The following is a 15,789-nucleotide window of genomic DNA, read 5'->3' as shown; positions in this document are numbered from 1 at the left end:
TCAAGTTCCGTGCCAATCGTTTATCAAGGATTATAAGGTATTCAGATGCTCAGCCGCTCCCCTGGGGATAGGTGTGCCGTGGCACGCCACTTGCTTGTTTGGGGAATATCAGCGGTCGATTGTCTTGATTTCGGAAGCGGACCGCTTGCGATGAATGAACCAGAATGGGGAATATCACCATGGCCGTAGCCGCTCGCAAGATTGACGCCACAGAGGTACGTGGTGAGGACTTTAGTGTACGTGCCGGCCGCGCCGCCGCCGTCGCCGCGCAATTCGCCGCTGTCGTCGATCGCGACGCCCGCTTCCCCGCCGAAGCCTTCGCCGCTCTGAAGGCCGAACAGCTTCTCTCCATGATGATCCCGGCCGAATTCGGCGGTGAGGGCGCCGACGCCGGCGCCGTTATGGAGGTCTGCTATCGCTTGGGCCAGGTCTGTTCTTCGACCGCCCTGATCTTCGCCATGCATCAGGTCAAGGTCTTCTGCGTCATTCGTCACCATCACAACTCGCCATGGCATGGCGATTTCATGCGTCGCATCGCGCAAAACGAACTGTTGCTCGCGTCCTCGACCACCGAAGGCAATGGCGGCGGCGATGTCCGCTCCAGCGCCGGCGCCGTCGTCTACAGCGGTTCCAATATCTCCCTGACCCGCGACGCCACCGTCATGTCCTATGGCGCCCAGGCCGACGCCGTCGTCACCACGGCCCGCCGTTCGCCCGAAGCGGCGCCGTCGGACCAGGTCCTGATCGCCTTTGAAAAGGCCGACTACACGCTCGACCCGACCACCTCGTGGGATACGCTCGGCATGCGCGGCACCTCGTCGGCTGGTTTCAATTTCAAGGCAGAAGGCGTCGAACATCAAATCCTGCCGGAAGCCTATGCCTCGATCCATACGGTTTCGATGGTGCCGTCGGCCCACCTGATGTGGTCGTCGGTCTGGGCCGGCATCGCCGCTGGCGCTGTCGAAAGAGCCCGTCTCTTTACCCGTAAAGCCGCCCGCGGCGCCGGCGGTCAATTGCCCCCGGGCGCCATCCACTATACCAAGGCCTCGGCCCAGTTGCGCCAATTGCGCGCTTTGTTGATCGCCAATCTCAGCCGCTTCGAAGCCCTGGCCGACGATCACGCCGCCTTGCAGGCGACCGATTTCCAGACCTCGATCGCCATGTTGAAGGTCGAAGCCTCCGAATTGGCCGTCGCCACCGTGATGAGCGCCATGCGCGCCACCGGCCTGTCGGGCTATCGCAACGACACCGACGTCAGCATCGGCCGCAGCCTTCGCGACATCCTGTCGTCGCCGATCATGATCAATAACGAACGTATCGTCGCCAACCTCGCCGCCTCGGTGATGTTGTCGGAAACTCCCCTTTCCCTTCGCGATTAATGGAAGACTCCCATGAACAAGCCCCTGCTGAATAAAGCCGCCGTCCCTGCCGCGTCGCGTGATTTAGAAACCCTGAAGTGGCGCCTGTTCCGTCCCATGGGCGCCGACGGCGTCTATGCCCGTACCGGCCTCTATGAAGGCGTGGTCGAGGCGCTGACCGCTTTGATCAGCAAGAGCCGTCCGGCCGGCGCCGAAATCTTCCGCTTCCCGCCGGTCATGACCCGCGCCATGATCGAGCGCTCGGGCTATCTCAAAAGCTTTCCGAACCTGCTCGGCTGCATGTCCTGCATGAGCGGTACGACCAACGAAATTCTCAATGCCGTCAACAGCGACGACTGGACGCAAGGCTTAAGTGTCGGCGATCTCGTCCTGTCGCCGGCCTCGTGCTATCCCGTCTATCCGATTGCCGCCGAACGCGGCCCGGTGCCGGATGAAGGTTATATTTTCGATGTCGGTTGCGACTGCTTCCGCCGCGAGCCGTCCAAGGACCTCGACCGGTTGCAGTCCTTCCGCATGCGCGAATATGTCCGCGTCGGCACGCCGGAGCAGATATTGAGCTTCCGTACCGAATGGGTCGAACGCGCCCGCGCCATCGCCGACAGTCTCGAACTGCCGCACACCATGGAACTGGCGTCGGATCCGTTCTTCGGCCGCGGCGGCCAGATCATGGCGATGAGCCAGGTCGAACAGCAATTGAAGTTCGAGCTGTGCATCCCGGTGATTTCCGATGAAAAACCGACCGCCTGTATGAGCTTCAACTATCACCAGGACCATTTCGGCGAGGTCTGGGACATGCGCGGCCATGACGGCGTACCGTCGCATACCGGCTGCGTCGCCTTCGGCATGGATCGTCTGGCGGTCGCCATGTTCGCCACCCACGGCACCGACATCGAAGCCTGGCCGGTCAGCGTCCGCGGCGTCTTGGGCGTTTAAGGGATTGTCCGCAGATTGACGCAGATTTTAAGCGGTGATTTTTCAGCGCTTAAAATCTGCCGTCTGGAACGCCCTGAAACTTAAGACGATTTATCCACAGATAAGCCAGATCAGCACAGATTTCATGATCACGTCCAAATTTGGCGTAGACGTTGGATAGCGCTCCAGGCGCGAAGCGCCATCTGGCCTTATCTGGCTTATCCGTGGATGACCCTTCAATAGGTCAAGCTGCTCGCGGCTCGACGGGAAGGCTCTGAAAAATCACCGCTTAAAATCTGCGTTAATCTGCGGATAAGCCCTTACGCCGTCGCCCCAGCATCGACCGTCATGACCTGACCGGTGATATTGCGGCCGGTCTCACCCATCAAAAAGGCCACCATGCCCGCGACATCCTGAGGCTCGGCCAACCGGCGCAGGGCCGAGCGGCGCTTGACCTGTTCGCGGCCGTCGTCGCCGAGGCCCGCCGTCATCTCGGTATCGATAAAGCCCGGCGCGATGGCATTGACCGTGACGTTCAAACGCCCGACTTCGCGCGCCAAAGATTTGGTGAAACCGACCATGGCCGCCTTGGTCGCTCCATATACGGATAATCCGCTATACCCGGTCGAGGCGATGACCGAAGCCATGTTGATAATCCGGCCTTTGCCGGTCATCATCATATCGCGCACGGCATATTTGCCGAGCATGATCGGTGCGGTGATATTGAGCTTGATCAGGGCGTCGATCTGGCTGGCATGCATGTTGGACAACAGCCCGTCCGTGCCCAAACCGGCATTGTTGACCAGGCCGTAGAGCGGTCCGTGCGCCGCCTTGGCGTTGCGGATGATGGCCTGCAAACCGTCGATGTCGAGCAGATCGGCCGCCACGTGATGGATGTTCGCGTGCACCGCCTGCGCCTTGGCCAGCTCGTCCGACATGGATCGTGACACGGCGATGACGTTGTAGCCGCCTGCCGCCAGGGTCTCCGCCATGGCCAGTCCCAGGCCGCGGCTGGCGCCGGTAATCATCACATTAGCCACGCTTGCGCTCCAGTTTTCCGCCGGCCGTCATCGGCAGGCTGTCGACAAAGGCCAGGGACACCGGCGTCTTGGCGACGCCGAGATAGGTCCGGCACGTCGTGAGGATTTCCTGCTTCAGTTCAGGACGCGAGGTACTCTTCAACACCACTTCCGCTGCCACCAAAGCGCCGGTAACCGGATTCTTACGGGCATAGACCCGCGACAGGTCGACATCTGGATGGCGATTGATAACAGCTTCGACTTCTTCGGGATGGATCTTCAAACCGCCGACATTGATCAGCCCGGCCTTGCGTCCCAAAAACAGACAGCGGTCGCCGCGCAACTCGATCATGTCGTCGGTATTGACGTAGCCGTCGTCCTCGATCAGCACCGGCGCATCATAGCCGAGATAGCGCGCGGCGGTGCGCGTTGACCGTACATGCAGGACGCCGTCGACCAGCTTCATGGCGACCGGCGTTTCGCGATCGAGATAGGCGGCAGGAAAACCTTCTAGCCCGTCGGTGACTTCAAAGCCGACCCCAGCCTCGGTCGAGGCATAGGCATGGCCGACCCGCGCGTGAGGAAACGCGGCCTGCAAACGGTCGAGAATGGCCTGATCGGCGATCTCGCCGGACAAACGGACATAGACCAGGGGCAGGTCGCCAATGCGCGGACTCATCAGGGCGTGGCGCCAATGCGATGGCGTGCCGGTGAGATGGGTGACGCCCAATTTCGCCAGGCGCACCAGATAGTCTTCGGTCGTCTCATTCGGGCCTGTAACGCCGAGACTGGCGCCGCCCAGCAAGGCACGCAACAGGATCTGCAGGCCGCCATAGCGGCGAATATCGTAGAAGGTCGCCCACACGGGCGCTTCCGCCGCCGTTCCGTTACGGATGGCGCCGGTCAGGCCGTCCAGCGTATGGACGACCAGTTTCGGCAATCCCGTCGTGCCCGACGTAAACAGCGCCCATTCGGTTTCGCACACCAACGGAGCGTCGGCCCATTCGGCCGACGGGGCGAGGGGCTGCATGCGATGGACCGGCACGGTTTCCGGGCCGTCGGCAACGATCAGGTCGATCTCGGCCGTAGCCAGGACCGTATCGATATGTTCGCGTTTGAAATCGGGCGGACACAGCACGATCCGCTTGGCCAGTCCGTCGAGCGCAACCAAAGCCGCAGCCGCCGAGGCCTGGCCTTGGGTCAGCAACAGAATGGATTTACCGGCATAGACCTGGGGCGATCCGGCCAGAACCTGACCCGTCAGCAGATCGGCCAGGCGAAACCCACCCTCCGGTCCATCAAGGCGCGCCGCGGCATCGCCGCCCGCCAAACCCTGCGCCAGATAGTCCCGCAGACGCATCTCAGCGCTCATACAGCTTGACGAATTCGCCGAAGGTGACCGGGAAAAACGCCGTGTCGGCGTCGGAGAACGGATCTATGCCCAGTTCGTCTTCCAGGCGCGCGATGGCGATGGCGAAGCACAAGGAATCCATGCCCGACGCCAGCAATTCGGTGTCGTCGTTGAGCGGCTTCAAGGTGATGGATTGATTGGCGGCGACGTCGGTGAAGACGGCGGCGATGGTGTCGTGGGTAGACATAAAGAAACATTCCGTTCTGGAGGGCCAAACCACAGATAAATCAAAACGTTTAAGGGAAAATATACGTCACCGGCATAATGTTACGTGACACCCACAGCAGAACGCAAAAAGTGCCCGATACCGCTGCCCCATCCGTAGCCGCCGCCATTCGCTGCCGTCTTATCGAAGACGCGGATCTCGATGCCGTGGCCGAACTCCTGGCACGCGGTTTTCCCGAACGCACGGTCGACTACTGGCGCTCCGGGCTCGAACGGTTGCACGCCTTACCCGCCGGCGATCATCCGCGCTACGGCTACGTGCTCGAAGACGGCGCGCGTCTTGGCGGCGTGCTTCTGACCCTTTATACACCAGGCCTCGACGCCCCGCGCTGCAACCTCTCCAGCTGGTATGTCGAACCCGATTATCGCCATCTCGCCATGCATCTCGACCGCGCCGCGACGCGCGACCGCAAGACGACCTATCTCAACATCTCGCCTGCCGAACATACGCGCAAACTGATCCAGGCCCTGGGCTATATTTCGCTCAACGAAGACACCGTCATCGCCCTGCCGTGGCTGTCGGCGCCGCGCGGCGTCAAGGTCGAAACCTATGGTCCGCACCACGACGCGGTCCTCTCGCCGTTCGAAGCCCGCCTGGCCCGCGACCATCAGACCTGGGGCTGTATCGCATTGGTCGCCGGCGACAAACTGTTTGTTTTTCAACATAAACGTCTGCCGGGCATCGGCTATGGCGCCGTTCATGTCCTCTATTGTCCGTCCCCGGACGATGTGGTCCATTTCGCCGGGCCGCTGGGCCGGGCCCTGCTGAAACGTGGCCTTTTCGCCTGGAAGATTGACGCCGCCGCTGTACCGAAGGGCCTGTTCGGCTGGCATTTCACCGGCCGTTCGGCACGCTGGGCCAAGGGGCCGAACCCGCCGCATCTCAACAATCTCAGCTATACGGAGCTTGCCGTCTTTGGCGCCTGATCAAATGCATGCTCAAACCGTGACACTCACCCAAACCGCCGGCCAGGCCCTGGTCGAACAGCTACGCGCCTATGGCGTCGAGCATATTTTCTGCGTGCCCGGCGAAAGCTATCTCGCCGTCCTCGACGCCCTGATCGACAGCGGCATCACGGTCACCGTCTGCCGTCAGGAAGGCAGCGCCGCCATGATGGCCGATGCGGTCGGCCGCCTGACCGGCAAGCCAGGTATAGCCTTCGTCACCCGGGCGCCCGGCGCCACCAATGCCTCGGTCGGTATCCATATCGCCCAGCAGGATTCGACGCCGATGATCCTGTTCGCCGGCCAGGTGTCGCGCGCCGTCAAGGGCCGCGAAGCCTGGCAGGAAATGGACTTCGCCGCGGTGTTCGGCAGCCTGACCAAGTGGGCGGTCGAAGCCGCCGATGCCGCCGAACTCCCCGCCATGATCGCGAAAGCTTTCGACATTGCCAGCGCCGGCCGCCAGGGCCCCGTGGTCATGGCCTTGCCGCGCGACCTGACGGCGGAACGCATTGCCGTCAAGGCGCCGCCGGTTCTGACCGATCCCGTCATCGCGCCCAAGACCGCCGATCTCGAAGCCTTCCGCCAGCGTTTGCTGGCCGCCGAACGCCCGATCGCCATCCTCGGCGGCAGCGGCTGGACGCCCGAATCCCGCGAAGCCTTCACCCGCTTTGCCGAACGCTACGACCTGCCGGTGGCGACCAGCTACCGCCGTCTGACCCTGTTCGATCCGTTACATCCCAACTATGTCGGTGATGTCGGCCTGGGACCCAATCCCAAACTGATCCAGCAGGTGAAAGACGCCGACCTGGTTCTGTTGCTGGGTGGTCGCATGGGCGAAGTGGCGTCGCAAAACTACACCCTGTTTCCGGTCGGCCAGGACGATCCGCGCCTCATCCACGTCTTTCCGGATGCATCCGAACTGGGCCGAATCTACCGCCCCGCTTTAAGCATCTGCGCCACGCCGTCGGCGTTTGCAGAAGCGCTCGATACCTGGCCTGAAATCGACGCGGCCTGGGTCGGGCAGGCCGAAGCCGGCCACGATGCCTATCTCGCCTTTACCGAAACGCCAGTAGCACAACCGGGTCCCGTCAATATTTCCGAGATCATGATCTGGCTGCGCGACAACCTGTCGGCCGATAGCTTCCTGTGCAATGGTGCCGGCGGTTACGCCGCCTGGATCCACCGCTTCTACCGCTTCCGCCAGTTCGGCACCCACATGGCCCCGACCTCGGCCACCATGGGTTATGGCGTGCCGGCGGCCGTGGCCATGAAGCGGTTATTCCCAGCGCGCACTGTGCTGGCGGTTGCCGGCGATGGTGATTTCCTGATGAACGGCCAGGAGTTCGCCACGGCCATTCAATACGGCCTGCCGATCATCTGTATCGTTTTGGACAATGCCTCCTACGGCTCGATCCGCATGTCACAGGAACAGGCCTATCCCGGCCGGGTGTCGGCGACCGACCTCGTCAATCCCGACTTCGCCGCCTATGCCCGTGCCTTCGGCGGCTTCGGCGTCACGGTCGATAAGACAGAGGATTTCCCGGACGCCTTCCGCGCCGCCGAAGCCAGCGGCGTGGCCTCGATCATCCACGTGAAATACGACCAGGACGGCCTGACGCCCACTCTGACGATCAGCGGTTTGCGGGCCAAGGCGGGGGGTTAGAAAATCTGATCACGTTCGGGCTGCGGAGGGAGACCGTCGCCGTTACCTAGCACGGCCATTGGCGTGAATCGGAGTAGTTTTGACCCTTTTCAAGGAAAACCGACACTCCGAATGTAGAAGGGGCATATCGTAACTGGTAATATGTTACTACGCCGCTTGCTCCAACTTCGACGCGTGGGCAAACGCCCAATACAGTTCGCGCGCGCGTTTGGCCACCGGTCCGACGTCTAGAACCCGATCGTCTATCCCCGTCAAACCGGCGACTTTCGAAAAATTGCCGCACATGAAGATCTCGTCGGCGGCGTAGAAATCGTCATAGGTCAGCGAGACTTCTTCGACTGTCATGCCGTCTTTTTTCAGCAGGTCGATGACCCGCGCTCGCGTCACCCCGGCCAGGAAGACGCCTGTCGCCGCCGGCGTCTTCACCACCCCATCCTTGACCATGAAGACGTTGGAATTGGCCAGTTCGGCGATATGGCCGTCGGCGTCGCACATCAAAGCATTGCCGAAACCGCGCGCCGCCGCTTCGGTCATGGCGCGACCGTTATTGGGATAAAGACACGACGCCTTGGCCTCGACCGGCGCCATATCCTTGACCGGCTTGCGGTAGGGCGACAGGGTGATCTTCGGGCCGTTGATCGGCGGCATGGGCGCCTCGTATAAACACAGGCACCAGCGCGTGCTGTCGGGATCGGGACGCACACCGCCGCCGACGCCGCCGGCTTCGGCCCAGTACATCGGACGGATATAGAGCGCCGCGTCGGCGGGGAATTTCGCCGCGCCTTCCATCGTCAGTTCATGCCAGCGCGCTTCCGACACCAGCGGCGTCAGGCCCATGGCCACAGCCGAGCGGTTGGCCCGCGCCAGGTGCTTGTCGAGATCAGGCGCCGCGCCGTCGAACCAACGTGCACCATCGAAAATCACCGAAGCCAGCCAGGCGCCGTGCGTCCGCGGTCCCATAATGGCGTGATTGCCCTCGTGCCAGGCATCTTCGTAATAGGTCCAGGTCTGGGACACCGGCTTCAGGGTTTTAACGTCGCTCATAGGAAGTCCTTACAGTCTCAATGCGCCGGTCTGAATGCGGGCATAATCTTCGTTGCTCAAGGGCACATAGCCGCCCTTGGGTTGCCGCCAATAGATACCTCCCAGCGCCGGATCGAAGCCGTCGCGCTGATAGGCCGTCTTCTGGTGTTTGAACGTGTCGGTCACCGCCAAACCGTCGACAACGCGGATAAAGACCGGTTGCGCATAGGCTGGCAATAGGGTTGCCAGATCGAGCGCTTCGGCCGCGAAATCTCCGCTGACCACCGCCATGCCGGCGCGACCGTCCGTACCCGGAATCGCCACGCCGAAGACGCAGGCCTCGGCAATACCGGCCTGTCCAGCCAGGGCCGACGCCACTTCCGTCGTGGCGACATTTTCGCCTTTCCAGCGGAAGGTGTCGCCGATGCGGTCGACGAAATAGAAGAAGCCCTCGGCATCCTGTTTCATGACATCGCCGGTGCGGAACCAGGCGTCGCCGTCGTTTAATACGTTGCGTATCACCTTGCTGTCGCTATCGGCGGCCGAGGTATAGCCTTCGAACTTTAAGCCCTGGTCGATCCGCCCCAGCACTTCGCCGGCCTCACCGACCGCGCACAGATGCGCCCGGCCGTCACCATCGCGGACAATCCCATCGTCGTCACGGCGCACGATCACCGCCGGTGGCTGACGTAAGAGAAAGGGTGGAAACCGGCCGATGGCACCGACCTTGCCCTCGACATTGTAGAGCGAAAACGTACCTTCGGTCGCGGCGTAAAATTCGATAACCTGCTCAGGTTTAAACCTCTGTTCGAACGCCTCCCACACTTCGGCGCGCAGGCCGTTACCGACCATCAGTCGCAGGCCATGCTCTCTGTCGTCCGTACGCGGGGGGGCAGCCAGCAGATAGCGGCACAGCTCTCCGATATATTGGAAGATGGTGCACTGCTCGCGCCGGATATCGTCCCAAAAGGCGCTGGCGGAAAACTTCTCGCGCAACACGACGCAGCCGCCGTTCAGCAGCACGGAACCGATAGCGACAACACCCCCGACACTGTGGAACATCGGCAGGCAATTATACATGCGGTCGTCCGCGGTCGTGCCGGTCAGACCGGCGAACCATCCGGCCCAGCTTAACACCCGGCGGTGGCTGACGATCGCTGCCTTGGGCAGGCCGGTCGTTCCGCTGGTAAAGATATGTAGTGCCGGACTCGACAGGGTCACCGCCACGGCGGACGGTTCTATCGCATCTTCCGGAAATGATGACAGATCGGGCTCGACATGAATATCCGGTACCACGACCATCGAAGCCGCCGCTTCACGCGCGCGTGCTTCCAACCGGCGATCGACGATCAGATGCATCACACTCGATGCCGCCAAACAATGCGCCAGGGCCGGCGGCGGCAGTTCGGTATTGAGCAATGACGCCACCGCACCGGTGCGTGTTATACCCAGCCACGCCGCCAGATAATCTGGCCGGTTGGGCATCAGCAGCCCGATCACCGTGCCGGGACCGGCGCCCAGGCTCAGGGCCCACCGCGCATATTGCCGCGATCGCCTGGCCAGCCTGTCATAACTATAGGTCTCGACCGGCGACGACAGGGCAGGGGCCTCGCCGAAGCGCTCCGCCAGCCGGTCGATCACAACCGGAAACGTCGCCAACGGATCGCGCATCAGCCGGCCGGTCGAATCGAGCGCTCGCGCCCAGACGCGTGACGCCGACGGTTTCGCTACGGTAAGATTTTGTTCAGGCTGTCCGTTCATCAGAACCAAAGTCTCGCATGCTAAGGCTTAATATCCCGTCATTGCTGCAAGTCGCTTGCCAGGGGAATTATGGTGCAAAGTTTGCATCTGATCACGCGAAACCCGGCCCGTGTTCCAAATCGGGCCAAATTAAGACCAGTTGACGGAGACGGATGATGCGGATCGAGACACAGGCCCTGCACAGCGGATTTGACGCCGACCCGGCGACCCATGCGGTCGCCGTGCCGATCTATCAGACGGCTTCCTATAGTTTCGACACCGCCGATCACGGCGCTGCCCTGTTTAATCTTGAGGCCGAGGGTTTCCGCTATTCGCGCATCAACAACCCGACCGTCGATATCCTCGAAAAGCGTGTCGCCGCCATGGAAAACGGCTCAGCGGCCCTGGCCACCGCCTCGGGTCAGGCGGCCCTGCATATTGCCTTTGTGACCCTGGCCGATATGGGCGGCAATATCGTCTCGGTGCCGCAGCTTTATGGCGCCACCCACACCCTGCTCAGCTCCGTTTTGAAACGCCAGGGCATTGAGGCGCGCTTCGCCGACAGCGACCATCCCGACGATATCGAAAAGCTGATCGACAAAAATACCCGCGTCGTTTTCTGCGAAAGCATCGGCAACCCGGCCGGCAATATCTGCGACATCGAAGCCCTGGCCAAGGTGGCGCACAAGCACGGCATCCCGCTGATGGTCGACAATACCGTGGCGACGCCGGTCCTGCTGCGTCCTATCGATTTCGGCGCCGATATTGTCGTCCATTCCCTGACCAAGTTCATGGGCGGCCATGGCACCACGCTTGGCGGCGCCATTGTCGAATCCGGCCGCTTCCCGTGGAAGGACAATGCCCGCTTCCCGGCCTTTAACGAGGTCGACGTCTCCTATCACGACCTGGTCTATGCCGACCATTTCGCCTCGCCCTTCACCGCTCGCGCCCGCGCCGTTTATCAGCGCACCATGGGCGCCGTCCTCTCGCCGATGAGCGCCTTCCTGCTGATCCAGGGCATTGAAACCGTGTCTTTGCGCGTGGAGCGTCACGTCGAAAACGGCCGCAAGGTCGCCGAATTCCTGCGCGACCACCCGGCCGTCGACTGGGTCAACTATGCCGGCTTTGCCGACAGCCCCTACCATGCCATGGCGCAGAAATATCTCGGCGGCGAAGGCTCGTCGCTGCTGACCTTCGGCGTCAAGGGCGGCCTGCAAAACGGCAAGGACTTCTATGACCGCCTCGGCTTGATCAAGCGCCTGGTCAATATCGGCGACGCCAAGTCGCTGGCTTGCCACCCGGCCTCGACTACCCATCGCCAGATGGCGCCCGAGGTCATGATCAAGGCCGGCGTCCGTCCCGAAATGATCCGCCTCAGTGTCGGCATCGAACACATTGACGACATTCTGGCCGACCTCGACCAGGCCTTGTCGGTGGTCGCTGTACCCATCGCACACCATAAGGCGGCCTGACCATGTTCGATCCTGCCCAACCCCCGCGGTTACGCATCGGTCTTGTCAACAACATGCCGGACTCGGCCTATGCCGCTACCGAACGTCAGTTCGAAACCCTGGTGCGCGAAGCCGCCGGCGATCGCCCGATCGAGCTGGTCCGCTTCCATTTCCACGCCACGCCGCGCAGCGAACTGGCCGCCGCCGCTTTGGCCGTGCGCTCACGTCCAGCCAGTGATATCGTCATTGCTGGCCTCGACGCCGTCATCGTCACGGGCGCCGAGCCGAAAGCCGCCCATCTTAATGACGAACCCTATTGGGCCGAATTCAAGGCGCTGACCGACTATGTTCGCGCTACCCGCCTGCCGGCCGTCTGGTCGTGCCTGGCCACCCATGCCGCCTTGCTGCATGTCGTCGGCATCGCTCGCCGCCGCCGCGATACCAAACTCAGCGGCGTCTTTTCCTTCTCGGCCGACCCGTCCCATCCGTTCAATGACGGCGCCAAGGTGATACGCACGCCGCATTCGCGTTGGAATGCCCTGCCGCTCGAAGACCTCCATGCCGCCGGCGCCCATCTGCTCTCCGTGTCGGAGCACACCGGCGCCGATACCTTTACGCTCGACGCCATGCCGGGGTCGCTCTTCCTCCAGGGCCATCCCGAATACGATTCCGACACCCTGGCGCGCGAATATCGCCGCGACATCAACCGCTACCTGGCCGGCGAACAGGCATTCATGCCGTCCCTGCCAGCCAATCTGTTCGATTACGATACCGAACTTGCCTTGAAAGAGATGACGGCGGCGGGGCCCGATTCCGAACTTCTCGGCGCCCTGGACAAGCTTCTGGCCAGTCCAGTTCCTACGCCGCCATGGCGCAACGACGCCGTGGCCCTCTACCGCATGTGGCTAAACCACAGCGTCCTGTCTCAGCAACCGATCGTCACCATCCGGGGAAATTACGCCTATGACTCAAGACATTCAGATCGCCTCCACCGCCCAGGCCACCTATAAGCCGGCGCCGATTCCGGCCGACTGGGTCGTGGCCGGCACGCCGACCGCGACCAATTCCGTTCAGTTCCTCAGCGCCGACAAGCTGCAATTCACCCTGTTCTGGCATTGCACGGCGGGTTCCTTCCGCTGGCATTACGACGAAGACGAAACCATCCAGATCCTCGAAGGCGGCATGACCCTGTGTTTCGACAACGGTTCGACCCGTCATTGCGGCCCCGGCGACCTGGTTTTCTTCCCGGCCGGCACGACGTGCGTGTGGATCATCGAAAAGGAAGTGCGCAAGCTGGCCTTCTTCCGTGAGCCGGCGCCGTCCATCTTCGCCGTGCCGATCCGCCTGATGCGCAAACTGGTCGATAAATCCGGCCTGCGCCGCCTGACCCGTGGCGAGCCCGGCCGCGCCGCGCCAGTGATGACCGAGGTCAGCGAAGCCAGGTGACCGTCTACTGACCGTCCGGCGGTGCGGGGTTATCATACAGGGTCAAAACGACGTTGCGGCCATTGCTGTAATTCCACCCCTTCACCACGCTGACGACGTGCGGCGTGACTCTGGCGGTCCTGGCCGCCGCCAGGAACGGCGCCTCATAACGCGACTCGACGAACAGGGGCTGGCCGTCCGTCAAGGCCGCGACAGCTCCCTGGGCGTCCTCGTTGAGCAGTTTGGTTTGCGTCCCGATGATAAAGACGAAGCTCGGCTCGGCATAACCCAACACTGCCACGGGACCAGGCGACAGGCCCTGGCGCGGATCGAGGTGGGCGGTCATCAGAGCCCGGGCCATGTTTTGTGACACCCACATCGGCTTTAACGAAGCGAACAGGCTGATCAGGCCGAGGTGCGAAACGATGCCCGCCGCCAACAGGAAGCCGAAGGCCGAACGCGGGTGCCGTCGCCAGAACAGCCAGCCGGCGAAGATGGCGACCGCCAGGGCCGCGGCGCCGACCGCCACGACATAGACCAGGGCGCCCGGAGCACCCAGTTGCTTCCATGCGGCGACGGCGAGAGCGGTCAGGACCAAGCCGCCGATCAGGCCCAGGACGACATTGACGATCTTCGCCCACAGCTTCAACGGCACGTCCAACGATACGGCACACAGCCAAGCGAGCGCGCCGAAGGTCGGCAGCGGATAGTGCGGCAACTTGGTCGGCGACAGCTCGAAAATGATAAAGGCCGGCAAAAACCAGGCGATGGCGAAACGGATGGCGGCCTCGTGGCGGCGCACGATGGCCGTCTGTACGGCGCCGCCTAACAGCCACGCCATGGGAAACAGCGTCGCCGGCAGCAGCAGGGTATGATAGCCCGGCCACATGAAATGGCCTTCGGAACCGCCGTTCAGCTTGCTGGCGAAGTCGTGGCCGACAGCGCCGACCCAGAACTGACCGTCGGTGGTGACGGTGATGGCGACGAACCATGGCCCGCAAATGGCCAGGACCAGGATCAGTCCCCAACCCCAACTCAAATGTTTGGCCCAGCGCACCTTGCGGTCCCACAGGAACAAGGTGATCAGGGCGGCCGCCAGAACCATCGGCCCGATAATGATCTTGATCATGATCGTGCCGGCCAGGGCCAGCCAGAAGACGAGTTTCAGCCGCAGCATTTTCGGCTTCGGGGCATCGGCCGCCAGGTCGCGCGTGCGCAGATAGATCTGCGCCAACGCCGCCATCATCAGAGTGATCAGGCCGCATTGCACCGCGTCGGTCTTGGCCCAGAAGGCCTCGGTCGACAACATGAAACTGGCGGCGAACAACAGGCCGGCCTTGGTGCCGACGCGCGTGCCGAAGGCTTTCGAGGCGCCCCAGGCGCAGGCGAAGGCGGCCAGCGCCGCCCCGAATAATGACGGCAGGCGATAGGGCAGGATGTCGCGCTTGGCGACATTGGAGGTTAATTTGACGGCGGCGACTTGCAGCCAGTGGATGCCGACCGGCTTCTTGTAACGCGGCACATCCTGGACATTGATGTCGATATAGTCGTGGCTTTCCATCATCTGGGCCGAAGCCTGGACGAAGCGCGATTCGTCGCGATCAAGCGGCGGCACCATCATGGCGCACGGCAGGCCGACCAGGAAGGCCAGCAGCGCCGCCAGTAAGGGGCCGCGCATACCGTCAGCTATTAGACCAGGAAGGTGGGTTTGCAGGAAATGCAGCGGCGAAAACGAACGGACAGACATAAAACCCCTTCGGCGAGCTGCTCTATTTACGCTTGAGACTAAAGGGATTATGTAATACCCGCAATTACTTACACGATCGTGACCCGATCCCCAGCCTGAGCCGCGATCATGCCTTTAACTGTCTCTGTTGTCGTCCCCGTCTATAACGAGGAAGGCTCCGCCGTACAAGTCGCACGCGAGATCGAAGGCGCTTTCGCCGCGGTCTATGGCGCCGGCGAGTTCGAAATCATCTTCGTCGACGATTGCAGCCGCGACACCACCTTCGCCACCCTGGTCGCCGCCAGGGCCGAAATCCCCGCCCTGCGCGTCCTGCACCACGAAAAAAATGTCGGCAAAAGCGGCGCCATCCGCACCGGCGTCTTCGGCGCCCGCGGCGATATCATCGTCACGCTGGACGGCGACGGGCAAAATCCGGCCGCCGATGCCGTGAAAATCGCCCGGCGCCTCGGCGCGTCCGGTCCGGAGGTCGGCATGGTCGCCGGCGAACGCCGCAACCGTCAGGACACGGCGTCGAAAAAATGGGCGTCGCGGTGGGCCAACGGCATCCGCAAGGCCATGCTCAACGACAAGTCCAATGATACCGGCTGCGGCCTGAAGGCCCTGCGCCGCGATGTCTTTTTGCGTCTGCCCTATTTCGATCAGATGCACCGTTACCTGCCGTCCTTGGTGACGCGTGAGGGTTTCGAGACACTTTTTGAGACGGTCGATGATCGCTTACGTACCACAGGTCAGTCAAAATATACCAATCTGGGACGTTTAGCCGTAGCCTTATCCGACCTGCCGGGTGTAATGTGGCTAAACCGCCGTTTGCGCCAGCCCGGACGCATCACAGAGGGCGGCAAATAGGCC

General features: G+C 62.3%; 14 protein-coding genes. 8 read left to right on the top strand and 6 right to left on the bottom strand.

The features are described 5' to 3' along the window. Window positions 1-179: 179 nt before the first annotated feature. Together AC1DX3_RS14725 and AC1DX3_RS14720 are read left to right on the top strand one after the other, a co-directional pair. Window positions 180-1,379, top strand: a complete 1,200-nt coding sequence (locus tag AC1DX3_RS14725) for an acyl-CoA dehydrogenase family protein (protein WP_476990070.1) — start codon at window positions 180-182, stop codon at window positions 1,377-1,379. A 12-nt stretch (window positions 1,380-1,391) separates the two neighbouring features. Continuing rightward, window positions 1,392-2,312, top strand: coding sequence for an amino acid--[acyl-carrier-protein] ligase (locus AC1DX3_RS14720; protein ID WP_476990069.1), 921 nt, complete (start codon window positions 1,392-1,394; stop codon window positions 2,310-2,312). Between the two features lie 299 nt (window positions 2,313-2,611). Here AC1DX3_RS14720 and AC1DX3_RS14715 read toward each other — a convergent pair whose 3' ends face one another. Genes AC1DX3_RS14715 through AC1DX3_RS14705 form a run of 3 tightly spaced genes read right to left on the bottom strand, consistent with a single transcriptional unit; the run spans window position 2,612 to window position 4,908 of the window. Further along, window positions 2,612-3,331, bottom strand: coding sequence for an SDR family NAD(P)-dependent oxidoreductase (locus tag AC1DX3_RS14715; protein ID WP_476990068.1), 720 nt, complete (start codon window positions 3,329-3,331; stop codon window positions 2,612-2,614). Further along, entirely contained in the window at window positions 3,324-4,670 is a 1,347-nt protein-coding gene (locus AC1DX3_RS14710) for an ANL family adenylate-forming protein (protein ID WP_476990067.1), read from the bottom strand. Before AC1DX3_RS14710 ends, AC1DX3_RS14715 begins: the two co-directional genes overlap by 8 nt. Window position 4,671: 1 nt before the next feature. Next, window positions 4,672-4,908, bottom strand: coding sequence for an acyl carrier protein (locus tag AC1DX3_RS14705; protein WP_476990066.1), 237 nt, complete (start codon window positions 4,906-4,908; stop codon window positions 4,672-4,674). Window positions 4,909-5,018: 110 nt separating this feature from the next. Here AC1DX3_RS14705 and AC1DX3_RS14700 point away from each other — a divergent pair, with 110 nt between their 5' ends. Both AC1DX3_RS14700 and AC1DX3_RS14695 read left to right on the top strand, forming a co-directional pair. Further along, entirely contained in the window at window positions 5,019-5,873 is an 855-nt protein-coding gene (locus AC1DX3_RS14700; RefSeq protein ID WP_476990065.1) for a hypothetical protein, read from the top strand. Window positions 5,874-5,877: 4 nt separating this feature from the next. Further along, window positions 5,878-7,554 carry a thiamine pyrophosphate-binding protein gene (locus tag AC1DX3_RS14695; protein ID WP_476990064.1) on the top strand — a complete coding sequence of 559 codons (1,677 nt, stop codon included), beginning with the start codon at window positions 5,878-5,880 and terminating at the stop codon, window positions 7,552-7,554. Window positions 7,555-7,701: 147 nt separating this feature from the next. On the opposite strand, the gene AC1DX3_RS14690 is transcribed toward AC1DX3_RS14695, so the two are convergent. Together AC1DX3_RS14690 and AC1DX3_RS14685 are read right to left on the bottom strand one after the other, a co-directional pair. Beyond that, on the bottom strand, window positions 7,702-8,598 hold the full coding sequence (locus tag AC1DX3_RS14690) for a branched-chain amino acid aminotransferase (RefSeq protein ID WP_476990063.1): 897 nt from the start codon (window positions 8,596-8,598) through the stop codon (window positions 7,702-7,704). Window positions 8,599-8,607: 9 nt separating this feature from the next. Further along, window positions 8,608-10,338 (bottom strand): long-chain-acyl-CoA synthetase, encoded by a 1,731-nt coding sequence (locus AC1DX3_RS14685; protein ID WP_476990062.1) that lies wholly within the window; start codon window positions 10,336-10,338, stop codon window positions 8,608-8,610. Window positions 10,339-10,493: 155 nt separating this feature from the next. Here AC1DX3_RS14685 and AC1DX3_RS14680 point away from each other — a divergent pair, with 155 nt between their 5' ends. The 3 genes from AC1DX3_RS14680 to AC1DX3_RS14670 are packed head-to-tail and all read left to right on the top strand — an operon-like array spanning window position 10,494 to window position 13,214. Further along, window positions 10,494-11,789 carry an O-acetylhomoserine aminocarboxypropyltransferase/cysteine synthase family protein gene (locus tag AC1DX3_RS14680; RefSeq protein WP_476990061.1) on the top strand — a complete coding sequence of 432 codons (1,296 nt, stop codon included), beginning with the start codon at window positions 10,494-10,496 and terminating at the stop codon, window positions 11,787-11,789. Between the two features lie 2 nt (window positions 11,790-11,791). Next, window positions 11,792-12,778 (top strand): homoserine O-acetyltransferase/O-succinyltransferase family protein, encoded by a 987-nt coding sequence (locus AC1DX3_RS14675; protein WP_476990060.1) that lies wholly within the window; start codon window positions 11,792-11,794, stop codon window positions 12,776-12,778. Then, window positions 12,732-13,214 carry a cupin domain-containing protein gene (locus AC1DX3_RS14670; protein ID WP_476990059.1) on the top strand — a complete coding sequence of 161 codons (483 nt, stop codon included), beginning with the start codon at window positions 12,732-12,734 and terminating at the stop codon, window positions 13,212-13,214. Before AC1DX3_RS14675 ends, AC1DX3_RS14670 begins: the two co-directional genes overlap by 47 nt. Before the next feature lie 4 nt (window positions 13,215-13,218). Here AC1DX3_RS14670 and AC1DX3_RS14665 read toward each other — a convergent pair whose 3' ends face one another. Then, window positions 13,219-14,940 carry an ArnT family glycosyltransferase gene (locus AC1DX3_RS14665; protein WP_476990058.1) on the bottom strand — a complete coding sequence of 574 codons (1,722 nt, stop codon included), beginning with the start codon at window positions 14,938-14,940 and terminating at the stop codon, window positions 13,219-13,221. Between the two features lie 108 nt (window positions 14,941-15,048). Between AC1DX3_RS14665 and AC1DX3_RS14660 the strand changes: the two genes are divergently transcribed. After that, entirely contained in the window at window positions 15,049-15,786 is a 738-nt protein-coding gene (locus tag AC1DX3_RS14660; protein WP_476990057.1) for a glycosyltransferase family 2 protein, read from the top strand. Window positions 15,787-15,789: the final 3 nt, after the last annotated feature.

The sequence above is a fragment of the Asticcacaulis sp. P2_B1 genome, from assembly GCF_056404915.1.
This window is presented reverse-complemented; position numbering and strand designations above follow the sequence as displayed.